This window comes from Halomonas sp. DP8Y7-3, from assembly GCF_019801675.1.
Lineage (GTDB): Bacteria > Pseudomonadota > Gammaproteobacteria > Pseudomonadales > Halomonadaceae > Halomonas > Halomonas litopenaei_A.
This window is the reverse complement of record NZ_JAHVIO010000001.1, coordinates 99,644-124,858: the sequence shown is the minus strand read 5'-3', so window position 1 is coordinate 124,858 and position 25,215 is coordinate 99,644. Positions and strand designations below refer to the sequence as shown.

The following is a 25,215-nucleotide window of genomic DNA, read 5'->3' as shown; positions in this document are numbered from 1 at the left end:
CCCCTCAAAGGGGAGAAGTGAACAAGGGATACGATAATGAGTGGTGCATACGGTGGGTATCTTGGCGTCAGCGTTTCCGACGAGCTCGACAAGATCAAGGAAGAACTCAACCACAACCGTGTCATCGTCGCTGCACCCTACACGCAGGGAGAAACGCCTGATGCTGTGATGGTCATGGAGCTCGAAGAGGATGACGGCATCGATGTCCTGGACGTATTGATCCAGGCGGCCTATATGCTGCCCGTGGTCGGGAATGTCATGGCCATTGGCGATGTCGCCCGTGATGTAGCCACCATCTACGACAATGACGGGAATGAGCCCGAAGCCCTGCTATGGGCGGTATTGGTAATTGATGCCATAGGCCTGGTCCCTGCAGCAGGAAATGCATCACGTCCTGTCCGCGTCGGTGTTCGTGAAGGCTTGATGGCGTTTGCCCGCAATGACGGGATCGAGATTGTCATTGATATTTTCTTTAACTACGCAGCGGGTGCAGCACTCGATTTCCTGGAGGAACTTGAGCCATGGATCGAACAACAAAAACCCAAGCTACTGAGCGAGCTGCGTAGTCTTGTCAGCACCTTGAGTCGATACATTCAAAACCCTGTAGGTGCCGCGGAACAAGCAGGCCTCATCGACAAGAATCCCGAGTGGTGGAATCTGTTAGAGAAAGGCAAGCGCATTGTCTTTATCGCCTTTGACCGACTCCTAGAGGCGTTCGGCAATGACCGTCAGCGCCTTGTAGGCTTCCTTGCGTCCCTTGCAGGTATGGCGGAGTCCATTATCAATGGAGGGATAACACAGATACTACCGCTCGTCAGAGAATTGGCGGGCGCTGCCCGAAAACGACGCACAAGCACCGGCGGCGTCACCCACCAGACCACCGCGATTGCCGGCCAGCAAAACACCTCTCACCGAGGGGCACAAAAAGTCCAGACCAGCCATGAAGCGTCGACGCCCAGCCGTACCCCGAGCGGCTGTGCCTGTAACTTCAACGCGGTACTTCCCAGCACGACGACCAACAACCCCATCGACTATGTGATGGGCGACGAAAACCTCTGGCACACCGATTTCAGCGTGCCGGGGCTGATCGATGTCGAGTGGACCCGCTACTATCGCTCCAGCATCGATGAGCTGGATGACAGCGAACTGGGTGCCCGCTGGAGTTCGCCCTTCCACCTGCGTCTGGAAACCGAGGGCGATACCCTCACCTTTATCGACAGCCTGAACCGCGCACTGCCCATCGAGCCCCTGGCGGTGGGAGAGCAGCGTTTCCTACCCCGCGATAACCTGACCATCGAGCACTCGGACGCCGACCACTACCTGCTTCACTATCTGGACGGCAGCCAGGAGCGCTATCGCCACATTGCCGAGTCCGGTCGCGGTCAGCGTGCTCACTTCCGCCTGGTGGAGCAACGTCAGCGCGATGGTCGCGCCCTGACGCTGAGCTACCGTCAGGGTCGGCTCGATCGCATCACGGATGGTGCCGCGCTGGAGCTACGCTTTAACTACTCCGCCCAAGGGCTGATGTCCCAGGTCGTGCGTCATTACCCTCAGCAGGATGCCCTCGGCGGTCAGACCACAGCAGCTCATGAACCCGAGGTCCTGGTCCGCTATACCCACAGTGACGACGGCGACCTGATCGAAAGCCGGGATATCCGCGGCTATACCCATGAGTACGAGTACCAGCATCATCTGGTCACGCGCTACACCCATCGCGATGGCCTGGCCGTCATGCTGGAGTGGGACTGGCCGGGCAAGGCCGACGGTGCCCTGCCCTCCGCCCATGACGCCCGCTGTATCCGCAATCGTCTGGAAGACGGCAGTGAAGACACCCGCTTCGAGTACCACCGGGGCCTGTGGTACACCAAGGTCACCGACGCCGACGGCATCATCACCTACTACCGCTACAACTATCACAACCAGATCGAGTCGATCACTCACCCCTTCAACCCGGAGCTTGGCAGCGAGCACTGGCGCTGGGATGAACACGGTCGCCTTACCCGCCATATCGACGGTGAAGGCCGCACCAGCCACTATCGCTACGATGACCGCGGACGGCTGATCGAGATCACCGATCCCCAGGGCCTGACCACCCGCATCGAGTATGACGCCGATGGCCTGCCCATCAAGGTCACCGAGCCGGATGGCCGCGCACGCCATATGCGCTTTGATGAGCGCGGTCTGCCGCTGGAAGAGACCGCCCCCAACGGGCGTATCACCACCTTTGAACACGACCAGCGTGGCCTGTTGACGGCCATGACCGACGCCGCCGGCAACACCTACCACTACGCCTGGAACGCCCATGGGCGACTGATCAGCGCGTCGGACTGCTCGCGCAAGACCACCACCTTTGCCTATGACCATCGCGGCCTGCTGACCCAGCGCCGTGATGCCGCAGGCCATGTGACACACTATACCTGCGACCCGACCGGCCTGGTGCTCAGTGCCCAGCACCCCGATGGTGCCATGGAGCACTTCAGCTACAACGGTGACGGCCGCTTGACTGAGTACCAGGACCCGACCGGCCAACGCACCCGCTATCGCTACAATGGCAAGGGCATGCCGATCGAGCGTCTCGATCCCATGGGCCAGCGCTTTCGCTACGACTACGACCGCCTGCTGAGGCTTAGCGCGCTGACCAACCATAACGGGGATCGCTGGCAGTTTGTCTATGACGGCGGCGGCAGGCTGATCGAAGAAACCGGCTTCGATGGACGCATCCTGAAGTACCGCTACGACGCCGGCGGCGCGCTGATCGAGCGCGTCGATGGCGACCAGGTGATTACCTTCAAGCGCGACAACCTGGGCCGCGTGCTGGAGCGCAAGACCCGTATCAGCCAACAGGCCGAATTCATCACCCAGTATGGCTATGACCTGCTCGGGCGGCTGGCCCGGGCCGCCAATCCGAGCAGTGAGACCCGCTTCCACTTCGACCACGCCGACAACCTGATCGCCGAAGTGCAGCGTCATCAACTGCCGACCGGTGGGGAGTATGCCAGCGTCACCCGGCATACCTACGACGTCCTCGGCCACCGCGAGACCACCACCCTGCCCAACGGCCAGACCCTGGCCTGGCTGCGCTATGGCTCCGGCCACGTGCATGCCATGAGCCTGGATCAGCAGGAACTGATCGCCTTCGAGCGTGACGACCTGCATCGGGATATTCGCCGTCGTCAGGGGGCCCAGGAGATTCACTCGGCGTATGACCCGGTCGGACGCCTGATCGAGCAGCAGATTCGCACGCCCCGCTCTCCTCAAGGCCAGCCCGCCCAGGGCCGCACGCTCACCCGTCAGTGGCACTACAGCGCCAATGGCCTGCTTAGCCAGGTGGATGACAGCCTGCGTGGCACCACTCGCTACGGCTACGATCCGCTGGGCCGACTGCGTCAAGCCAGTGCGCCAGGGCTGGAGGAAGTATTTGCCTTTGATCCGGCAGGTAATCTGATCGACCCGGCAGACACTGCAGACACCACCAAGCAGCCTACGTCTCACCCCGCCAGCCCCAACGGTGCCACCCGCTGGTGGAGCGAGCGTCGTCGTGACCATCTGGACGGCGGCACCGAAGAGTTCGTGCGCGTCGGCTATCTCGGAAGCCCCAAGCTCTCCCCGGCCATGGGCAACCTGCTCAAGCGCTATGCAGGCACCCACTACCACTACGACCCACATGGCAACCTGACCCGGCGTATCTCGCCCAATGGCGAGACCTGGCACTACCAGTACGACGCCGAACACCGACTGATCGAGGCCAGCCACTACCGCAGCGCCCCGGCGGCAGGCGATGACACCCCGCCGATACTGCGTGCCCATTACGCCTACGACGGCCTGGGACGACGTATTTGGAAGCGGGTCGAGCGGGCCGAGAACTTCCGCAGCACCGAGCGTCGCCCGTCGGAGCCTGGCCACTCCCCAGGCCACACGACCATTGAACTAACGGTGTTCACCTGGGACGGAGACCTGCTGATCGGCGAAGAACGATTCGAAGGCCGAGCACAGACCCCTTTTGACACCGCCCTGTGGTATGTGCCGGGACGCCAGCCGCTGGAACTCACCTCTGAGAACCCCGCGCGGCCCCACGTCCTGCCGGTGGCCCAATGCCGCTACGATCTGGTCAACCACACGCTGACCCCGGTGTATCAGGCCAACTACCTGTTCGAGCCCGAGAGCTTTATCCCCGCAGCCAAGATCGAGCGACATTATCAGAGCGTGCCAGTCACGATGCGCACGGGCACCGACGACACCCTGCTGTATCACGACACCCAACCCGGCAGGCCTACCCTTTACTACCTGCAGACCGATCACCTTGGCACCCCACTGGAGCTCACCACCCAAGACGGACAGCTGGCCTGGGTGGGCCAGTACCACGCCTGGGGCAAGCTGCGTCACACCAGCGACGGCCAGGGTAATAAAGCCCAAACCAACAACCCCTTCCGCTTTCAGGGGCAGTATCACGACGAAGAAACCGGGCTACACTACAACCGCCATCGGTACTATGATCCAGAGATAGGCCGCTTCACCACCCAGGACCCCATCGGCCTGGCGGGAGGTGATAACCTCTACGTCTACGCACCCAACCCGACGGGCTGGGTAGATCCGTTGGGGTTGAGTGGGTGTAATTGCGGTGATAGACCACCAAGTTTGTCGCCTCCTGGTGCTGGTAGAAGAGGCGCATTCAGAGAAGCAAAAAGGCAGTCAGGGGTGCCAGTAGGAAAACAGCCTGATGCTGTTCATCCGAATCTCGACAGACGGGAGAACACCCAGCCCGGGCGAATTTATGAATTCAATGTGCCTAATGATGGCGGAGGCACGAAATCAGTTTTTATTCGCGAAGATTCCGAAGGGCACTTCTTTGGGATAGGAAACCCCCAAAATAGAGGGCCGCACTTCAATGATGAGGCTGGAAATCACTATGACTACTAGGGACGAGAACGTAGCGAAAAAAAAATTTAAGCTTGAGACGGTAGATAATCCTTTTGGTGAAGAGGGTTTCTCTAAATTAAGTTTAGTGGGCGATAAGAAAATTGAACAACAATATGCTTTAAAAGCAATTGAATCATCAGTGAAGGCTCTACCAAAAAAAGTAAACCAGTGGTTGCTTATAAAAGATAAATGTGGTCAACCTGTAAGTAGAATTGTGCTTTACAAGAAAATTTTGAAAAATATTAAAGGCTCCGGAATTGATGTATCGTGCTACCAAACCACCAAAGAGTGGAGCAGCTTCAGCGATAATAAAGTTACCTTTAGGTGCGGACTGTTAGTTAGAAGTAATATTGCACAGATTGTTGATAGATTATCACACTTGAATTATGATCTAAGTGTCATTTATGTTGAAGACGACCGAGACGTGGATGATGTGGTGTCAGGATGGGATGAAAAGGAGCCTAGCATCCAGACATTATATTCTAGCGTCGTAAAATATAATGGTCTAATCGCCAACTGTTTTGGTATGTTCGACGATCATGAATGGGGTGTGAACGTAATCGGAAGAAAAGAAAAAATCAACTTACTAAAAAAACATTTGAAATTTAATAATGTAGTCTGATGTGCATCGTTGATGGGGGGTATTCACCCCATTGACCCGCCTTATGAAAGCGGGCCGATAGCCCCCGCCATAACAGCGACGAGCGTGCCCGTCGGAGCCTGGCCATACCACAAGGGAGCTAATGGTATTTACCTGGGACGGAGGACCTGCTAACAGGCGAAGAACGGTTCAAAGGCCGCGCACAGACTCCTTTCGACACCGCCCTGTGATATGTGCCGCGACGCCAGCCGCTAAAGCCTACCTCTGAGAACCCCTAGCGGCGTGGACGCCCAACAAAGAATTAGCACTGCAGCATGCTAACAAAGACGGTTCGGGAGGAGTCCTATTGAGTGTTCCGCAAGGAGCTCCCACCGATGGAGAATCCTGGTCGTGGGGATGGTCTCACATTAATGACTGGGGAGAAACAGAAATGCTTCAAGAAGGTACACGTAGAAATGTAAAAGTCACTAGAGAAGGATGTTAATAATGAGCTCTGCAGAATTCGACTTCATAAGAACGTTAATAGAAGAGGTGCCGCCGTGTGAGCTTGCAACAAAAGCTAGGGAGGTTGTAAATTCTCAGTCGGCATGTCTGTTCGGAAAGAACCCTAGGAGCTCATCAGTACGTTTTGCTAGAGAGCAAGCTCTGGCTAGAAGAGAAACAACTAAAAACAAAGGCATCTATGCTTTTGGGATGAATGAGCTGATAAATGCACTAAAAACATACAAAGACGATGACCTTGTGTCCTACTACTATGTAAAAAGCAAAAATTTTGCTGGTGAAATATACGTTAAAGGAAGCGCGCTAGTAGGCTTTCAATTTGTTGAAAGAAAATGCGAAAAATACAGCAAAGGATATGATTCGAGTATAGTGCCATGATGATTGGCTCGAATAAAAAAACTGTGTTAAACAACTGAGCCGAGTCAGTCCCTGATCAAGATTTGGCGATCCAGTTCGCTCGCTGACCACTGGTCGCCTATACAACGTTGACGAGCTTCCCGAGTGGTAAACTAATGGCCTAGGCCTAGTGTCCGGCTTCAACTCGAAGACCTATCTGAAGTGCCCTCCCTCCCCACACACGGAGGCCGTATCCCTACAAAGCATCGAACAAAAAAGGCACCCGAAGGTGCCTTATAGAGGTGAGCCAGTGCTGTCCGCGTTGCCGCTACAGTCGATGCCTCAAGTGCGGGTGGGAGTCCGCATGGTCACGAACTCTTCTGCGCCGGTGGGGTGAATGCCAACGGTGGCATCGAACTGGGCCTTGGTCAGTCCGGCACGCACGGCGATGGCGATGCCCTGAATGACTTCACCAGCCTCTTCGCCGACCATATGGGCGCCCACCACCACGTCGCTCTTGTCATCGACGATCAGCTTCATCAGACAGCGCTCATCGCTGCCGGACAGGGTGTGCTTCATCGGACGGAAGTCGGCTGTGTAGACACGAATATCGCCGTATATCTCACGTGCCTTTTCTTCGGACAAGCCGACGGTGCCAATATTCGGGTGACAGAACACCGCTGTCGCGATGTTGTCGTAGTTCATCGGTGCCTTGGGCGCGTCCCCATAGTGGTGAGCAACCAAGTGCATGGCCTCGGCCAGGGCCACCGGGGTGAGCTCCGGCCCGCCGGTGACGTCGCCTAGCGCCAGAATGGACGGCACCGACGTCTCGAAGCGATCGTTCACCTGGATCGAGCCATTCTCGTTGAGGGCGATATCAAGACGGTCCAGTCCCAGGCCTTCCAGGTGAGGCTTACGACCGGTGGCCGACAGCACCGCATCCACTTCCAGTACATCGCCGTTGGTCAGGGTAGCCTTGATGCCGCCCTCGACCTTCTCGAGAGACTCGATGTTGGTGTTGAAGTGAAGGTTAACGCCCTTCTTGGCCATCTCGTCCCGAGTGAATTCGCGGACCTCCTGGTCAAAGCCGCGCAGGAACAGCTCCCCGCGATACACCAGATGGGTATCTGCGCCCAGGCCGTTGAAGATGCTGGCAAACTCGACGGCGATGTAGCCACCACCGAGGACCAGAAAACGCTTAGGGAAGTGGTCCAGGTCGAAGATCTGGTTGGAGTTCATGGCCAACTCACTGCCCGGGAACGGCGGCACCCATGGCCAGCCACCCACCGCCACAAGAATCTTCTCGGCGCTGATGGTTTCACCTGCGACCTCGACACGATGCTCGTCGACCACCTTGGCGCGGCCATTGATCAGGCGCACACCTGCGTTGTCGAGCAGCTTGCCGTAGATACCGTTGAGACGCTTTATCTCCCCGATCTTGTTGTCGCGAAGCGTGTTCCAGTCGAAACTGGGGGCTTCATTGAGCTCCCAGCCGAAGCCCCTTGCATCATCGAAGGCCTCATGAAAATGGGCGGCGTAGGAATACAGCTTCTTCGGTACGCAGCCTACGTTGACGCAGGTGCCACCCAGGTAGCGATCTTCAGCGACGGCCACCTTGGCTCCTGTTGCTGCTGCGGTGCGCGCCGCGCGTACACCGCCAGAGCCGGCACCAATGACAAAGAGGTCGTAGTCGTATTGTGACACTTGCGTCTCCTGAAATCCGATTCTCGTCAGCTCGCTCCAACGTCCTCGCCTACGAATAGCCAGGTTGAGGACACCGGAGAGGACAGATGGTCCGCTCGCGGCGGCAGGCTGCCATGATACCAGCGGTACGCTTACCCCGGGAGGGTGCTTGACCACCTTGGCCGACGGGGGTAAAAACATGCACCACTTTAGTCACCATTCGCACAGACGGGGAAAGAACATGAGTGATATCGACAACCTCCTTGAAAGAAACCGGGCTTGGGCTGACAAGGTCTGCCAGGATGACCCCGACTTCTTTTCTCGTCTGGCCCAGCAGCAAAGCCCCGAGTACCTGTGGATTGGCTGTTCGGATAGCCGCGTGCCGGCCAACCAGATCATCGATCTCCCTCCGGGTGAGGTGTTCGTCCACCGTAACGTTGCCAACCTGCTCTATCACAACGACATGAATGCTCTGTCGGTCGTGCAATTTGCCGTCGACGTGCTGAAGGTACGTCACATCATGATCGTGGGTCATTACAACTGCGGCGGCGTGCGTGCGGCGGTGACCGGTGGCGAGAATGGCATGGTAGATAACTGGCTGCACAGCGTACGTGAGCTGTACAGCATGCACCGCCCTCAGCTCGAGCAGCTGCCGCTGGATGAGCAGGTCGACCGTATGTGTGAATTGAACGTCCAGTCGCAGGTCAAGACGCTCTGCCGCACCAAGATCATTCAGCGTGCCTGGCAGCGCGGACAGCAGCTGTCGGTCCACGGCTGGGTCTATGGCCTCAGCGACGGCCGGGTGACGGACCTGGAGTGCAGTGTCCACGGCCTCGATCAGGTTGCCCAACTCTACCGGATCGATCGCGTCACCCCGTCGCAGGATTGATCCCCCCTCCGACCAGCTACGATGTCGTCAGCTTGGTGCACTACCCCGCCTGGCCTTCGCCGAGCGGGGTTTTCTCGTGCGTCATCAGTATAGTTTCGCTGAGGAAGGTCGTGCTGCCAGGAGAACCGCGAAAGACGAACCGCGAAAGATGAACTGCGACGAGTGCAACTGCTGATAGCGGGTCCATAGGCGGCTCACCCATGACTAGCGCTCTCTTTGAGCGGGCAACGTTCAGCGGGCATCGTTCAGTGGGCATTGTTCAGTGGACATCGTTCAGTGGGCATCGATCAGCGAGCCGCCCGTCCACAGGGTCTTCGGTTTCCGGGATGACGCGCAGACGCCGCGGGTGAACCACTAGGCACTACAAGCGGACCCTGCGCGGCTGCCGTGGCCCTTCCCCCTTCCTGCCTGCATGACATGCATCGTGTTCTATTCAATCCTCGCATGGGGGTTATCAGAATTTCGATTGTGTTTAAACGGCACATCTCACTATGTTGTTGGTGGACATTGACTAGGCGGCATGTGCCAATTGCGCCAAGCGTCCGACTAGCCATTACAACAACCTCAATAACAAGCAGGACCACCTTCCATGTTCAAGAAGACCCTTCTGGCCAGCGCTCTGGGCGCGGCCATGTTGACGGCTGCCCTGCCTCAGGCGGCAGTTGCTGAGACTACCCTGCGTATGGCCTATGACGCCGATCCGGTGTCATTGGACATCCACGAGCAGCTGTCTGGCGGTATCCTGCAGCTGTCACACATGGTCTTTGACCCGCTGGTGCGCTGGACCAAGGACTTCGAGTTCGAGCCTCGCCTGGCGACCGACTGGGAACAGATCGACGACACCACCATGCGCATCACCCTGCGCGAAGGCGTCACTTTCCACTCCGGTAACCCATTCACCGCGGAAGACGTCGCCTGGACCGTTGATCGCCTGAAGCAAAGCGGCGATTTCAAGGCCATCTTCGAGCCCATCGAAACCGTCAATGTCATTGACGATCATACCGTCGAGATTGTCTCCAAGCGGCCCAACCCGCTGCTCCTCAACATGGCGACCTATATCTTCCCGATGGATAGCCAGTTCTACTCTGGCGAGACAGAGGACGGCAAGGCCAAGGATGAGATCGTCAAGAACGGTAACTCCTATGCCTCGCGCAATGTGTCGGGTACCGGCCCATTCCAGGTGACCAACCGTCAGCAGGGGGTCAGGGTCGACTTCGAGCGCTTTGATGACTACTGGGACAGCGAGTCTCCGGGTAACGTCGATAACATCACGTTGACGCCGATCAGCGAGAATGCCACCCGTGTGGCCGCCCTGCTGTCCGGCGATGTCGACTTCATCGCTCCGGTGCCGCCCAACGATCTCGAGCGCATCGAGAGTGACGAAGACACCAACCTGGTGACCATGTCCGGCACTCGCATCATCCTGTTCCACATGAACCAGGACCGGGTCGAGGCGTTCCAGGACCCCCGCGTGCGCCAGGCCTTCGTCTACGCGATCAACCAGGAAGGCATCGCCGATCGCCTGATGAAAGGCTTTGCCACCCCGGCTGCCCAGTTCTCGCCTGACGGCTATTCCGGCCACAACCCGGAGCTCGAGCCGCGCTTCGACCTGGACCGGGCCAAGGAACTGATGGCCGAAGCAGGCTATGAGGACGGTTTCTCCATCACCATGATGGCGCCCAACAACCGCTACGTGAACGATGCCAAGATCGCCCAGGCGGTTGCCGCCATGCTGGCTCGCATCAACGTCACCGTGGACCTCAAGACCCTGCCCAAAGCCCAGTACTGGGGAGAGTACGACGACCGCGCCGCCGACATGATGATGATTGGCTGGCACTCGGATACCGAGGATTCCGCCAACTTCCACCAGTATCTGACCGAATGCCCCAACGCCGACACCGGGGCGGGTCAGTACAATGCGGGCAACTACTGCAACCCGGAACTCGACCAGCTCATGGTCGACGCCAACCTGGAGCTGGATCTCGAGAAGCGTGGCGAGATGCTGCAACAGCTGGAGCAGGGGTTGTACGACGATGCCGCCTTCATTCCCCTGCACTGGCAGGACCTGGCCTGGGCCTCGGCCGCCAATGTCGACATTGAGCCGGTGGTCAACGTGCTGAACTTCCCCTATCTGGGTGACCTGGTCATCAACGAAGAGTAAGCCTACGGGCACCGCACCCTGGTGCCCTTCGCTCCCATTCAGTGCGCTCAGCTTCGTGACAACCTCGCGGAGCTGAGGGCCTGTACCCTGGTAACGCCAAATGATCGCATTTTTGATCAAGCGCCTTTTTCATGCGCTGCTGGTGATGTTCGTCATCAGCGTGATTGCCTTCGCCATTCAAGACAATCTGGGTGACCCGATCCAGCAGATGGTCGGACAATCGGTACCCGAGAGCGAGCGTGAAGCGCTGCGTGAGGAACTGGGCCTCAACGATCCGTTTTTCGTGCAATATCTGCGTTTTGCTGCCAATGCCACCCAGTTTGATTTCGGCTATTCCTACGTCTATAACGAGCCGACCACCGAGGTGATCCTGCGCCACCTTCCAGCCACGCTTGAGCTGGTCTTCGCCGCCACCCTGTTGATCATCGCCCTGTCGGTTCCCATTGGGGTCTACAGCGCCATCAAGCCTCGCGCCTGGCTGTCCCGGTTCTTTATGGGGGTGTCGATCATCGGTATCTCCATCCCGGTGTTTCTCACCGCGATTGTGCTTATTCAACTGTTTGCCATTGGCGTCAGTTTCACCCCCTTTCCGGCCGACACTGGCTGGGGCGCCTGGCTTAACGGGCTAGTGTCTACCGAAGGCGGGATGCCGGCCTATGGACGTGGTGATCCTGTCCATGTGTTCGGTACCTGGAGCACCAACTTCGCTTCCCTGGAAGGCCTGACCTACCTGGTGCTGCCGGCGATTTCCCTGGCGTCGATCATGCTGCCGCTGTTCATTCGCCTGATTCGTGCGGAAATGCTGGAAGTGCTGCAGTCCGAGTACGTCAAGTTCGCCCGTGCCAAGGGAATCTCGATGCGTCGCATCTACTTCCTGCATGCGCTCAAGAACACCATGCTGCCGGTCATCACCGTTGGTGGCGTGCAGATCGGTACCTTGGTGGCCTACACCATTCTGACCGAGACGGTGTTCCAGTGGCCCGGCATGGGCCTGATGTTCCTCGATGCCATCGAGCGCTCGGACATCCCATTGATCGTGACCTACCTGATGATCGTCGGCCTGATCTTCGTGATCACCAATACTCTGGTCGATCTGGTCTACGGCCTGGTCAACCCCACCGTCAAGCTGACAGGTAAGCCCGCATGAGCACCCACAGCACTGCGACCAGCACTCGGTGGGAGCGGTTTCGCGACTCCTACCTCTTGTACAGTTTCAAACGCGATGTGATCGCCCAGGTCAGCCTGCTGGTGTTCGTCGTCATGGTCCTCGCCGCCCTGCTGGCTCCATGGCTGGCCCCGGCCAACCCCTATGACCTGGCCCAGATCGATATTCTGGCCTCAGAACTACCGCCTTTCTGGATCGATGGCGCCGACCCCCAGTATCTGATGGGTACCGACTCCCAGGGCCGCGACATGCTGTCCACCATTCTCTATGGCATGCGGGTATCGCTGGTCATTGGTTTCGGTGCGGTGGCCTTGCAGGCAGCTTTGGGCGTGTGTTTCGGGCTGTTGGCCGGCTATCTGGGAGGACGTGTCGACGCCTTCCTGATGCGCCTGGCGGATATTCAGCTGTCCTTCTCCACGCTGATGGTGGCCATCGTGGTTGGCGCCTTGTTCAAGGCGATCTTTGGCGGTGCCACCTACTCGGACTACGCCATGTGGCTGCTGGTGCTGATCATCGGCCTCGCGGAATGGCCACAATATGCGCGTACCGTGCGTGCCTCGGTGCTGGCGGAGAAGTCCAAGGAATATGTGGATGCAGCGCGTGTCATGGGCTTGCGCAGTCGACGCATCATGTTCCGCCATATCCTGCCCAACACCCTGTCACCGATCTTCGTCATCTCAACGGTCCAGGTGGCCAATGCCATCATCTCCGAAGCTGCGCTGTCCTTTCTTGGGCTTGGCATGCCCGAGACGCAGCCTTCCCTTGGCTCGCTGATCAAGTCCGGTTTCGATTATATCCAGTCGGGATCCTGGTGGATCACCCTGATCCCCGGCCTGGTACTTGTGGTGCTGGTGCTGGTCATCAACCTGCTCGGCGATTGGCTGCGTGACGTGCTCAATCCACGACTGTACAAGGGCTAGGAGGACAACCATGGCACTACTCGACGTCAATCATCTCGACGTGCGCTTCGCCCTTCGTCAGGGCGACGTCAAGGCGCTGCGCGACGTCTGCTTCAGCCTGGACCGTGGTGAACGCCTGGGCATCGTGGGGGAATCAGGTGCTGGCAAGTCCGTTGCCGCCTTCAGCCTACTGAATCTGATTGCCAAGCCCGGCTACATTGCGGGGGGCAGCATCACCTTTGACGGGCTCGAGCTGACGGGACTCAGTGACCGCCAGCTACGCAAGGTTCGTGGCCACCGGATCTCGATGATCTTTCAGGATCCGATGATGACCCTCAACCCGGTGCTGTCGATCGGCGAGCAGATGGTGGAGTGCTTGAAGGCCCACCGCCGTATCTCCAGCCGCGAGGCTCGCGCCATTTCCCTGCGCAAGCTCGAACAGGTACAGATCCCTTCTCCAGAGAAACGGCTGGATCAATATCCCCACGAACTGTCTGGGGGCATGCGTCAGCGCATCATTATTGCCATCGCCCTGCTGCTGGACCCGGACATCATCATCGCGGATGAGCCGACAACGGCACTGGATGTCACGATCCAGGCAGAGATCATGGCGCTGCTGCTCGAGCTTTGCGAAAAGCATAACGTCGGCCTGATCCTGATTACTCATGATCTGGGGGTGGTCAGCCAGGTCACGCAGCGCATGCTGGTCATGTATGCCGGGCGTGTCATTGAGCAAGGCCCGACCCGAGAAATCATCAACGACCCCCAGCATCCCTACACCCAGGGTCTGATCAATGCCTTGCCGCAAATGGCGACGCCGGGAGAACGGCTCAACCAGATTCGCGGCAGCATGCCGTCGTTGAGCCAGCTGCCGAGCGGCTGCCCGTTTCATCCACGCTGTGACTTTGCAACACGTCAGGACGGCAGCGAGCGCAGTCGCTGCAAGACTGAGGTACCGGCCTTCGTCAGCTCCGGCAACTGTCAGGTGGCCTGCCACATGGTGGCCGAGATGCAGGATGCCGAGCGCATCGAGGTCAGGGAGGAAAACTCATGAGCCAGACGACTCAAGCCGCCATGGCGCCGATGCATCAGGATGCGTCGACTCAGCGTGAACCCGCCCCAGGCTGTGATAGCCTGCTCGAGATCCGGGGGCTGGAGAAGCGTTTCTCGCTGTCCGGTGACTTTCTTGAACAGCTCAAGTTCCGGCGAGGGCGTATTGTGCGTGAACAGCATCACGTGCATGCCATCAACGGCGTTGACCTCGATATTCGCCGCGGTGAGTCCCTGTGCGTGGTCGGCGAGTCGGGCTGCGGCAAGTCCACCGTGGCACGCACGGTCATGGGACTGCTGTCACCCAGCGCCGGTGAGATTCGCTACGCCGGAGAGCGTATCGACCATCTGGATAGCAAGGCACTGCTGCCCTACCGCCAGCGCATGCAGATGATCTTCCAGAACCCCTACGCCTCGCTGAACCCGCGCATGACCATTCAGCAGACCTTGGAAGAGCCCATCCGCCTGCATCATCCCGACTGGAAGCCGGCTCAGGTGGTCGAGAAGGTCCACGAGGTCATGTCATCGGTCGGCATCGCCCCGGATTGGGGTTCCCGTTATGGGCATGAGTTTTCCGGAGGCCAGCGACAGCGTATTGCCATTGCTCGGGCACTGGCGGTGGATCCTGAGTTCATCGTTGCCGATGAGCCGATCTCCGCGCTGGATGTCTCGATCCAGGCTCAGGTGCTCAATCTGTTGATGGAGGCACAGCGCGAGCATCATCTCACCTATCTGTTCATTACCCACGACCTGGCAGTGGTGGAACATTTCGGCACTCGGGTGGCCGTGATGTATCTGGGCCGGGTCTGTGAGGTAGCACCTACGGCGACGCTGTTTGCTCGCCCACGTCACCCCTACACCCAGGCCCTGATGTCGGCGATTCCACGACTGGAAGACGACCGTCCCCAGCACCTGCGGTTGCAGGGGGAAGTGCCGACGCCGGTCAATCTGCCCTCGGGGTGCGTGTTCCACGGCCGCTGTCCCCATGCCAATGATCGCTGCCGTCGGGAAATCCCGACGTTGATCGCCACGGATGACGGCGGGCAAGTGGCCTGCCATGGTGTCGAGGAAGGTCGTCTTACGTGATGCCCGCCTTTTGCTATGACGTCTGTGGCAGTCGTAGTACCTCCGTTTTCGTCATGCCGGGTACGCCCGGCATGACGTTATCTGGCACAATCGTCGCATTGCTGGACAGGTGACCCTTCCATGGAAATACGTTGGCTGGAAGATTTTCTCGCCTTGGCCCGTACGCGACACTTTTCTCGCGCCGCCGAAGAGCAAAATGTGACCCAACCTACCTTCTCTCGCCGCATCAAGTTGCTGGAAGAGGAGATGGGCACGACGCTGATCAATCGCCAGACCCTACCGCTATCACTGACGCCCGCGGGTGAGGCCTTTCTCGGCATGTGCCACGACGTGACCCGTCGCGTCGACCAGACTCGTCAGAGACTGGCACAGATGGCGGAGGAGCAGGCAGGACAGCTGCGTCTCGGTGCGCCCCAGAGCCTACTTGCCCAATTCCTGCCACAATGGCTTCAGCACTGGCGCGAACCACCGCCCATACAGCCTTATCTGCGTGCCACCGCCTGGCTGGTGGGTGACTACTTCCAGGGCTTGGCCTCCGGAGAAATCGACCTGGCGTTATGCTACTGGCCGACCACGGGCAGCCCGCTGGAACTGGCCAATGAGGATACCGACTACTGCGTCATCGGGCGTGAACGCTTCATTCCCGTCAGCCTTGCCGATGACCGAGGCCAGCCCAGGTTCGCTCTCGGAGGCGGCAACGACGCGGGTAAAGGGATCGGCAAGGAGTCTGGTAAGGGGCGTTCCTTGCCATTGATCGCCTATCATCCTCGAGGCATGATCGATGCGGCGATACGCGCCCACCTTGATCGACTGGGAGATTCCCCCACCCTGACAGTGCTCAACGAGAGCATCCAGAGTGGCAATATCCGAGAACTGGTCAGCCTTGGCTATGGCCTAGGGTGGTTGCCAGAACGCAGCTTGTCCCAGGCCCTCGCGAGCGGCGAGTTGGTGCCTGCAGGAGATGAGCGCTGGGTCGTGAGCTTTGATATTCGACTCTACCGACATCTCACGACACGACGTGCAGCGGTCGATACCGCGTGGCAAGTCCTGCGCGCACGGGCGCTGGTGCCCTAGTCTTCTGATGTAGCCTTCCTGATGTAGTCTTACTGATTCCTGGCAGGTAAATGATCGTTGGGTTACTGCCAGGACTTTAGCCACAGGACACCTTGACGTGAATGTCAGCGGTCACTGCAGCGCCGCTGGCTGACTGGAGATATTCCTTTGCCCCAACCCACAGCCGACCCTGCGTCGATCAACGCCGATGGCTCGGCAAGCCTGGTACCCTCTCGTTTTCGTGCCGCTCGATGGCTATCCAACCCCCATGTACAGACGCTGTTACCCCGCCTGCTGCGACCGCAACGGGTTGAGTGGCGCCAGGAATTCTTCACGCTGCCGGACGGTGATGAAGTTGAGTTGGCATGGGTGACGCCTGAACCGCCGGATGTGCAGGCCCCTCTGTTTGTGCTGTTCCATGGCCTTGAGGGAGGCATGGGCTCCCCCTATGCCCACGATCTGCTGGCGGCGGCCAGAGACCAGGGCTATCGCCCGCTGCTGATGCACTTCAGAGGCTGTGGGAGTCGACCCAACCGCCTGCCCAGGGCGTATCACAGCGGCGACACCGGGGATGCTAGGGTTTTACTGGATAGCCTATCTCGGCGCTTTCCCGGGGCGCCCAAGGTCGTTGCCGGCGTCTCCTTGGGCGGGAACATGCTACTGCGGCTATTGGCCGAACCAGAGTGTGATGCACTGGGTCTTCATGCGGCCTTGGTCATCAGCGCGCCGCTGGACCTTGCCGCATGCGCACAACGATTGGGTGAAGGCTTCTCGCGGGTCTACGAACGCCATCTGCTCGGATCACTGAAGCGCAAGGTATTGCCTCGACTGGAGCGCGGGGAGCTTCCCCTTGTCGCGACGGCGGAACAAGTAAGAAAGCTCAAGCGCCTGCGCGACTATGACGACCTGATCACGGCACCGCTGCACGGCTTTCGTGATGCCGAGGACTACTACACCAGGGCCTCCAGCGGTCCCGTGCTGGATCGCATTCAAGTGCCGACGCTGCTGCTCCACGCCAAGGATGATCCGTTCATGCCGGCGGATCTGATCGATCGTTTTCCGCAGCGCTCCCCCATGGTCACCATGGAGCTGGCGGAGCAAGGGGGGCATGTGGGGTTCATGGCGCCCGGAGACGGCTACCGCCCCGATTACTGGTTAGGCAAGCGACTGGAACGTTATCTGCAGGAGCTGTCCCTGACCTGAAACAGCAGAAGCCCCGACCTTGGTCGGGGCTTCTGCTGGGTTGTTGCACAGCGCTTACTGCAGCTCCGGCGGGTTGCCCGGCAGGCTCCAGGTGTAGATCAGGTCAACCGCCTGGGCAGCACCGGATACCGCCTCCAGGTACAGGCTTCGCCACAGCTGGTAGGTCAGCGTCAGTTCGGCGATGGGCGAGAAGATGCCCACGCCATAGCCCACCTCAAGACGATCGGTCAGGCGGCCACTGACGACCACCTGGCTGGTTTCACCACTACCGGAGGTATCCAGTGACAGGTCCTGGATGCCGAAGGCCTCACCCATGGCGCCGACGGCGCCACCTGTCTTACCCAAGGTCAAGCCGATCAGTGCCGAGGTCAGCGCACCGCTGGCGTCACCGCTGTCATCAGGGGCGCGTCCGCGAAGCACGTAGGACAGAGCACGGGACTCGTCCATGGCGGGTTCGGAGAAGATCTCCAGGTCCGGCTGGCTGGCAGTCCCGGTCACCTTGAGACCTGCCACCACGCCGTCCTCGGTGCTGGCTGGATTGCGAATGGCCTCAAAGTCCAGCGTCGGCACGCTAGGCGGTCCGGCGAAGATCACCTTACCCTGGCGGATCTGCAGATCCTGGCCGTAGGCCCGGAAGCGCCCATCGACCAGGCTGACATCCCCAAACAGCTGCAGCGGGCCGGCGTTCTGACGCACTTCCAGGTCGCCGGCCAGCTCCGTCTGCAAGCCATAGGCACTTAAACGGGCGTCAGGACCCAGCAGCAGTCTGATACGGATATCGATGGCCATACCCGCTTCCGCCATGGCCTGGGCGGTGGAGGCACCCACCGGGTCTTCTTCGGCCTGACGCTCGGCCTCTCTGGCCTGCTCGTCCATTTCGCGAGTGATGATGATCTCGTCACTGCTTGGGGACACTGCCGACGGTGGCACCTCACCGACGTCGAGGCGGGCCCAGGGGATACGCACCTCACCGCGAATACGCAGGCGGGTGGGGTTGGCCGTTATCGTCAGGTCAGGAGCCAGCTTGAGCCGGCCATAGGCAGGCATTGCGGCCAGCAACGGGTCCTGGACCGCGGACAGCGCCACATTGGCTTCCCAGCTACCGCCTGGCCAGGCGGCGTTACCGGTGATGTTGAGGCGCCCTTCTTCACCATCGACATAGCCAGAGATACGTGCGCTGTCGCCGGTCAGATCGATATTGAGGCGACCATCCGTCACCGCGACAGGGATGTCTCCTCCGTGAGCCTTGAGACCCGTCAAGCTCAGCTCCCCGCTGAGATCCGGTGCCTCGCGGCTGCCCGCAATACGAATGTTGCCGGCCAAGGTGCCTTCCAATTGATCTAGTCCCGCTGCCAGGGGGCGATACGGTGACAAGCTGACGCCGTCTATCGACAGGTTGCCGTCCAGTCCACCACGACCCACGGGATCGTCGATCGTCAGGGCCAGAGTGATGTCACCGCTCTGGGCCAGGGAAAGATCGACGTTGAGATCGACGCGGGCGTCGCTGGCGTCAGCATTCAATGACAGCCGTGTGGCAGGCACCGACCAGGGCTGGCCATAGGCATCCACACCGGTCACGCTGACTTCACTGTCGAGCTGCGCATCTGCCTGCCAGCGGCTGCCGCCCGCTGACCATCCTGCCACCACACGCGCACCGGTATCGCCATCGATGGCCCAGCCTTCGGGCAGCGCCTCATTGACCAGGTCCATGGGCAGTTCGTTGATGTCGAGGGTCAGCTTGCCGGCATCTGCCGAGGCGCTGAGCGGTTCGCTGATACAGATCGCCCCACCTTGTTGGCGGGCGAGGCAGAAAGGATCGGTGCGCACAGAGCCCTGGGCCAGATTGGCATCGAAGGCCAGAGGCCCATCCAGTGCAATATCGCCCTGGGGCAAGGTAATCTCCAGCGGCGTCAGTGTCCCCCGGTAGCGATCGCGGGCATCGTTCATGGCACCGTCCAGGGCCAGCACAAGGCGGTTGAGCGGGCCTTCGTCACTGCCGTCGACGGTGAGTTCCAGCCGATGCTGGGACAGGCGACCATCCAGGTCGAGGGCGATATCCTCGAAACGCTGGCCACCAGCGTCTACCTGACGTGCGGACAGCCCTACATCCAGCTGGGGGTCATCGAGGCCGCGGACACGACCGGCCAGGGCGAGCTCGCCAACACGATTTTCCTGATAGCCGACACCGCTCCCTTCGATGGCGAGCTCCAGCTGTGGTGAACGAAGACTGCCTCGTGCCTGGATATTGCCAGACAGACGCCCCGACAGCCCAGGATACAGGCTGGCCATGTCGGGTAAGGCAAGCTCTGCATCCACGTTCAGGCGGGCTTCACTGACCTGGCCCTTGGCCTCAATCTGGTTGTCCCCTTGGCGGAAATCGAGGCGATCGATATCCCAGCGCATGGCACTGTTGCCGGCAAGCGCGGCCTCCAAGGACAAGGGGCGATCATCCAGCGTTCCCTGGATATCGATATCAGGAACATCGACTTCCCAACCTTCGTCCTGCTGGGTGAAGGCGACGTCCAGGGTGCCGCTCAGATTACCCTTCAAACCCTCGACAAAAGGCTCAGGATTAAGGTTGTCCAGAGCGGCCGTGGCGGTCAAGGCTACGCCATCCGACCAGTCGACATTGCCCTGCGTGCTCAGCTGCCCTGCTCCCTCCAGCGCGAGTTCAAGCGGTGCCCAGGAGAAGTGTGACAGATCGCCCTGACCATCGACGGCCAGGGTGGTTCTCGGCAGATCAGGCCCCTCGGCCGCGAGGGCCAGCTTCAGCTGATATCCGGTCAGGGAGCCGTCGACGGACAGATCGATATCCTCAGCGACCCAAGGATCGACATCGGTGGCTTCGGTCTCGTCCCCTTCGGCGTCCGCCTGGGCCGGCTGCATGCCCGGCAACGGCCATTGCAGACGTGGGCTGGAAAAGGCCGCGGTGAACGGTAGCGTCGGGTCGAGGGCATCCAGGCGGGCGACCAGCTGCGTGGAGACGGGGCCAGTCGTGGTCAAATTGAGCTCCAGCTCGGCAAGACTGCCAGTGGCGGAAAGCTCGACACGCTCGCCATCAAGAGCGGGAAACAACTCGGGCAGGAACAGGTCCGCGGCAAAGCGAACCTCTAGCGGGTAGTCGCCGCTGAGCGTGGCCTTGGCCTGGAGCTCTGCATCGGCGTCCTGGGTGGCCACGGCCAGCGGCTCAATCGTGACATCCTGTCCCCGTGCCTGCAGGCTCAGGTCCAGTCGCTCTACCTGGTAGTCAAAGGCGCCATCGATTGTAGTGTCCTCCACCACCAGCTCCGGCACTTCGATGGCCAGGGGCAGAGTGACCTCGGGCAGGACAAGCCGTTCACGCTGATCCAGAGGAATGTCATCGGCCTTGGAGGCGGCACCTTCCAGCTCTGCCGCAGCGCTGCTAGGCAACGGAGAACGAACGGCGATCGCCGCATCAATGGCGTCGGCGCTTACCTTCGGACCGTCGTGCTCCGCATCGCTGAGGGCCAGCATGGCCCCAGGCGTCAATGGCAGCGTCAGGTGCAGACCCGCCAGACGCGTGGGACTGACGGACAGCGTATCGCCTTCGGCTACTGCCGCAGTGGTAAAGCTCTCCCAGGCCAGCTGCGTCCCATCCGCCAGGTGAACCGCAACGTCGCTCACCGTCAGCTCGCGAATCTCGACCGGAAAGGGCAACGATAGCGGCGCCGCTGGTTCGTTGGACGGCACTGGCTCCGGTTCAGGCTCGGCGACCGTATCACTCTCGCCCAGGCGCACATCGGTGCCTGACACGCGCAAGTGGTCGAGACACAGCCGACCATTGAGCAGGCAGTCCTCCGCCCACGCCAGGGACAGGGAGTCGACGCTCACCCGTACACTGCCCGCTTCCAGTCGAAAACCCTCAAGATCAAAGCTGTCGAGCAACGCTCCCTGGACCGACGAATACTCCAGCACGCCCATGCGACTGCCCTGATCCAGGGCCATCCGTGTCCCCCACGGACTTAGCACCAGGCCGACAATCAGCAGCACCAGACCTATCAGGCTGAACGGCAGCCAGATCAATAATCGTGTCAAGGCCCAGAGGGCGCGTCCTTTTCTCATTGAAGCCTCATTGCAGGGGCTGGCGCCCTCCTGTCAGGGGCTGGCGCCGGCTGGCCTTAAAATTCTGGTCCGATGGCGAAGTGCAGGCGGAAATTATCGTCCTCGTCATCGAAGGGATGCGCGATATCAAAACGTATCGGCCCCACCGGAGAGATCCATCTCACACCCACCCCAGCGCTCTTCTTGAGGTCATTGGGCCACCACTCCGAAAAGGCATCGCCAATGTCGACAAAGGTGGCCCCCCACCACTTGCCGGTGATCCGGCGCAGGGCCTCGACGCTGGCGGTAAATTCGTGCTGCCCGCCTTCCAGGTCGCCGTTCTCATCCTCTGGGGACAGGGATTCGTAGCTGTAACCACGCACGCTGGTATCGCCACCGGTAAAGAAGCGCAGTGATGGCGGGATCTTGTCGAAATCATCGGTGTTGATCGCGCCTACGCCCAGACGGCCGATAAAGCGGTTGTCGTCACCCAGCTTGCGAATCCAGGCGGTGTCACCGGTCATGCGAAAGAATTCCGCGTCCGACCCCCAGGACTCATGTGAATACTGAAGCTCCAGGTTCTGGCGGTCGCCCCAGGTCGGAAACTGGGGATTGCGGGTGCGCACCCGGGACCATTTCACCCCGGGGTACAACAGCAGCACCTGATCGGACTGCTCGCCCTGGGTGAAGTCCTCATAGGTGGTACGCACGTAGATCGTCTGTTCCCAGTCGTTTTCAAAGACCCAGTGGCGCCCGAAGTCCACGGTGCTCTCGAAACTCTCGGTATCCTCGATATCCTGATTACGCAGACCGTACTGCAGCCGATAGCTGTCATTGAGGGGGTCTTCCAGGGGGATGCGATAGGTACCGCTGAACTGCTGGTCGGGTGCAGACAGATAGACCTGGTTGTCCCAGCTATGGCCGTAGCGGTTGACCCACGGTTGCTCCCAGGAGAACTGAAGCCGGGGCCCTACATCCGTGGCAAAGCCGATACCCGCCTCAAACTGATGTCGATCAGCGGGGGTAACGGTGACATCCACGGGCATTGTGGGTAGCGCAGGCGGGTAGAGGGAAAGTGCGCTGGCCAAGGCTTTGCGGCTAATCCGAGGACCAGAGAACGGTGCCGGGATCTCGGCAACATCGACCGAGTACCACCAGCCATCGTGCTCCGGCAGAGCAAGACTGCCTTTCTGGCGTTCCAACCGAGGGCGAACCGTAAGCGAGCCGAACCACTCGGTCGAGCTCAGTCGGTTGTTCAGTTCAGCCACATCGCTGGCCAGGTAGGGATCACCGTAGTCAAAGGGCACCAGATTGCGCAGGCGATCTTCGACGATGTGACTGCCTTTGATGTAGACGTTGCCGAAGCGATAGCGAGGGCCGCTGTCCATGCCCAGGTAAATGCGTGCACTATCCGCCCAGGGGCGTATCTCCATACGCTCGTCAGTAAACTGCCAGTCGAAGTACCCGCGCTCGATGGTCAGCCCCTGGAGTCGGCTTTTAAGGCTGTCATAGGGAGCATGCTCGAGGATGTCGCCGAACTCTTGCGGGTAGGCGTCGATCGCCAGTTGGAAGGGCGCATCGTCCTTCGCGTCCCCTTCCAACGTGAAGTCGATGACCTCCAGGCGCACCGGATCTCCCTTGTCGATGGTCAGGAAGACTTCCTGTGGCTCTTCATCACGATCGAAGCGCATCTCGATGGACGGCTCATAGTAGCCGTACACCCTCATGGCTTCCTGGGTCAGGCGCGCCACTTCGTTGCGCAGGCGCTCGACGCGGTACTGGCTGCCATCCAGTCCCTCGAGGTAGACCTCGACGTTGTCAGCGATTCGTCCTTCGATACCCTGGACCTCGGCATCCATGGCGAACGTCGGCAGTGCCACCAGCAGCAGCAGGCCCGGTCCCAAGGCAACAGCACCCAGTCTCCGGCGAGCGGGAGCACGATGTTCCATCATGTTGTAGCGTTCCTGACGTGGGTACTGGATCAACGCAGCGCTTCCAGTTGTGCGCTGAAGGCGAGTTGAGCTTGGCGCAGGTCGCGCAGATCGGCGGCCAGCGACGCCATATTGTCTTCCATGGCGTCGATTCGCTGTCCGATCCTGGCCTCCAGCGCCTGCTGCTCCTCGGCCACATCTTGGCGTGATTGGCGCAAGCCTTCAACGTCACGCGTCACCTCGGACAGGCGATTTTCAGCGCTTTCTACCCGTGGCAGCATCTCGCCGAGACGAGTATCCAGTCGGCTGACCACTTCATCTACCCGGGTAGTGACGGACGCCAGCCGTCCAGCAAATGACTCGCGGGCGTCGTCGAACCTGTCCATGCGCGCCTCGAGGGCACCTCTGGCGCTGTCGCCGGCCCGTTCTACCGCTGCCAGTGACGAGCGGGCCGATGCCAGGGTGTCGCTGAGAGTGGACAGCCTCTCATCTAGATCCTGCAAAGTTTCTGCGTTCACTTCCTGGCGGTCCAGCGATGCCTGTGCCTGTTCGGCAAGTGCGTCCTCCACTCCAGCAAGGCCTTCCCCTAGCCGTTGGTCGAGAGTCGCATTGGCGCTCTCCAACCCATCCAGACGGCGCTCGAACTCTGCTATCAGGTCGCCCTCCCCTTGTTCGGCCTCGAAGCGAGCGTGAACGTTGGAGAGTTCTCCGCGCAGACGGTTCAATTCCTGATCAAGCCGCTGGCGTTCCTGCCACAGCCACCAGCTACCCGCCGCCAGGCCACCTACGACCAACAGCATCAGCAGCCACAAAGGCCACAGCCTGGGCGCTGGTGCTTGCCGATAACGGGTAGCGGACACGCTTTCGCCCGGATCCGGCACGATACTGCCCGGGCGTCCGATGTCTGGGGGGTGAGCCATAGGGGTCTCCTGATCTGCATGAGGAGCTGGCGCGAACACAACCCGTAGCGATTCGAGAACCGTACGTCACGTCGCTGGCAGCCAACAGTTGGCTGATAGTGTAAGGTTTTTTACCACCATTACGCACGGCGCTGCGCGCTTCTCTGCTGGCAACATGCTATTGACGCCGCTATCGGACCCCGTGGCAAGACCTGTTCAGGAGCTATCATGTCCTTCGAATTACCCGCACTACCCTACGACAGCCATCTATTGGAGCCTCGGCTTGCCAAGAGCTGGATCGAACACCGCTACATGGGCGATCATCTCGATCATCTGCGGGTTCTCAACCGCTGGGCGGCCGTGCAAGGGCAAGCAGCGCTGTCACTTGACGACGGGCTGCGAGCGGCCAGTGAAGAGGTGCGTCATCACGCTCAGGAGGCGTGGAACCTGACCCTGTTCTGGCACTGCCTGACACCGCGCCCGGAGCCTTTGGTGGAGCCACTGGCGACGATGATTCAGCGTCAGTACGGGAGTGTCGAGGGAATGAAGGAGGCCTGCATCAGGATATTGGGCAAGGCCGGAGAGAGCGCCGCTTGGGTGTGGGTTCTGCGTCAGGACGATTCCCTTGTCATCGCCACCACCGGGACAGGTGAGCCCATGACGACAGCGGGTGAACCCCTTTTGGTACTGGACGTCCTGGGCGACAGTGAGGCGCTGGAGCGGCTGTGGCCTCTGATCAATTGGCCGTTTGCCGCTCGCAACGCTCAGGATTGAGGAAG

At 60.0% G+C, this 25,215-nt stretch carries 16 protein-coding genes; 12 read left to right on the top strand and 4 right to left on the bottom strand.

All coding sequences use genetic code 11. From position 1 onward, the window contains the following. Positions 1-36 precede the first annotated feature (36 nt). From KUV86_RS00545 to KUV86_RS00535, 3 genes are all read left to right on the top strand, one after another. A complete protein-coding gene (locus KUV86_RS00545) occupies positions 37-4,917 on the top strand; it encodes an RHS repeat-associated core domain-containing protein (protein ID WP_222483255.1) in 4,881 nt (1,626 codons plus the stop codon). Further along, positions 4,907-5,539 carry a hypothetical protein gene (locus tag KUV86_RS00540; RefSeq protein ID WP_222483254.1) on the top strand — a complete coding sequence of 211 codons (633 nt, stop codon included), beginning with the start codon at positions 4,907-4,909 and terminating at the stop codon, positions 5,537-5,539. The genes KUV86_RS00545 and KUV86_RS00540 overlap by 11 nt, the downstream gene beginning before the upstream one ends. A 465-nt stretch (positions 5,540-6,004) precedes the next feature. Further along, a complete protein-coding gene (locus KUV86_RS00535) occupies positions 6,005-6,397 on the top strand; it encodes a hypothetical protein (protein WP_222483253.1) in 393 nt (130 codons plus the stop codon). A 300-nt stretch (positions 6,398-6,697) separates the two neighbouring features. On the opposite strand, the gene gorA is transcribed toward KUV86_RS00535, so the two are convergent. Next, positions 6,698-8,059 (bottom strand): glutathione-disulfide reductase, encoded by a 1,362-nt coding sequence (gorA, locus tag KUV86_RS00530; RefSeq protein WP_222483252.1) that lies wholly within the window; start codon positions 8,057-8,059, stop codon positions 6,698-6,700. Between the two features lie 220 nt (positions 8,060-8,279). Here gorA and can point away from each other — a divergent pair, with 220 nt between their 5' ends. The 8 genes from can (at position 8,280) to KUV86_RS00490 (ending at position 17,544) form a co-directional block, all read left to right on the top strand. Continuing rightward, positions 8,280-8,927 carry a carbonate dehydratase gene (gene can, locus KUV86_RS00525; RefSeq protein WP_206938703.1) on the top strand — a complete coding sequence of 216 codons (648 nt, stop codon included), beginning with the start codon at positions 8,280-8,282 and terminating at the stop codon, positions 8,925-8,927. Between the two features lie 589 nt (positions 8,928-9,516). Beyond that, entirely contained in the window at positions 9,517-11,088 is a 1,572-nt protein-coding gene (locus tag KUV86_RS00520) for an ABC transporter substrate-binding protein (RefSeq protein ID WP_206938699.1), read from the top strand. 100 nt (positions 11,089-11,188) lie between these two features. Beyond that, entirely contained in the window at positions 11,189-12,235 is a 1,047-nt protein-coding gene (locus KUV86_RS00515) for an ABC transporter permease (protein ID WP_206938698.1), read from the top strand. Further along, positions 12,232-13,173, top strand: a complete 942-nt coding sequence (locus tag KUV86_RS00510; protein WP_206938697.1) for an ABC transporter permease — start codon at positions 12,232-12,234, stop codon at positions 13,171-13,173. The genes KUV86_RS00515 and KUV86_RS00510 overlap by 4 nt, the downstream gene beginning before the upstream one ends. A gap of 10 nt (positions 13,174-13,183) precedes the next feature. Next, positions 13,184-14,206: an ABC transporter ATP-binding protein gene (locus KUV86_RS00505; RefSeq protein ID WP_206938694.1), complete on the top strand. Its 1,023-nt coding sequence runs from the start codon at positions 13,184-13,186 to the stop codon at positions 14,204-14,206. A gap of 20 nt (positions 14,207-14,226) precedes the next feature. After that, on the top strand, positions 14,227-15,288 hold the full coding sequence (locus KUV86_RS00500) for an ABC transporter ATP-binding protein (RefSeq protein WP_222483361.1): 1,062 nt from the start codon (positions 14,227-14,229) through the stop codon (positions 15,286-15,288). Positions 15,289-15,408: 120 nt separating this feature from the next. Beyond that, on the top strand, positions 15,409-16,362 hold the full coding sequence (locus KUV86_RS00495; protein ID WP_206938692.1) for a LysR family transcriptional regulator: 954 nt from the start codon (positions 15,409-15,411) through the stop codon (positions 16,360-16,362). A gap of 147 nt (positions 16,363-16,509) precedes the next feature. Next, a complete protein-coding gene (locus KUV86_RS00490) occupies positions 16,510-17,544 on the top strand; it encodes a hydrolase (RefSeq protein WP_224907669.1) in 1,035 nt (344 codons plus the stop codon). Positions 17,545-17,598: 54 nt separating this feature from the next. Here KUV86_RS00490 and KUV86_RS00485 read toward each other — a convergent pair whose 3' ends face one another. The 3 genes from KUV86_RS00485 to KUV86_RS00475 form a co-directional block, all read right to left on the bottom strand. After that, the gene (locus tag KUV86_RS00485; protein ID WP_261397504.1) at positions 17,599-21,600 is read right to left on the bottom strand and encodes a translocation/assembly module TamB domain-containing protein; all 4,002 of its coding nucleotides are present in this window, start codon (positions 21,598-21,600) and stop codon (positions 17,599-17,601) included. An 83-nt stretch (positions 21,601-21,683) separates the two neighbouring features. Further along, the gene (locus tag KUV86_RS00480) at positions 21,684-23,558 is read right to left on the bottom strand and encodes an autotransporter assembly complex family protein (RefSeq protein WP_315900949.1); all 1,875 of its coding nucleotides are present in this window, start codon (positions 23,556-23,558) and stop codon (positions 21,684-21,686) included. Between the two features lie 29 nt (positions 23,559-23,587). After that, complete coding sequence (locus KUV86_RS00475; RefSeq protein WP_222483250.1) at positions 23,588-24,457, bottom strand: hypothetical protein; 870 nt, start codon at positions 24,455-24,457, stop codon at positions 23,588-23,590. A 207-nt stretch (positions 24,458-24,664) separates the two neighbouring features. On the opposite strand from KUV86_RS00475, the gene KUV86_RS00470 reads away from it, so the two are divergent. After that, on the top strand, positions 24,665-25,210 hold the full coding sequence (locus tag KUV86_RS00470) for a Fe-Mn family superoxide dismutase (RefSeq protein ID WP_222483249.1): 546 nt from the start codon (positions 24,665-24,667) through the stop codon (positions 25,208-25,210). Positions 25,211-25,215: the final 5 nt, after the last annotated feature.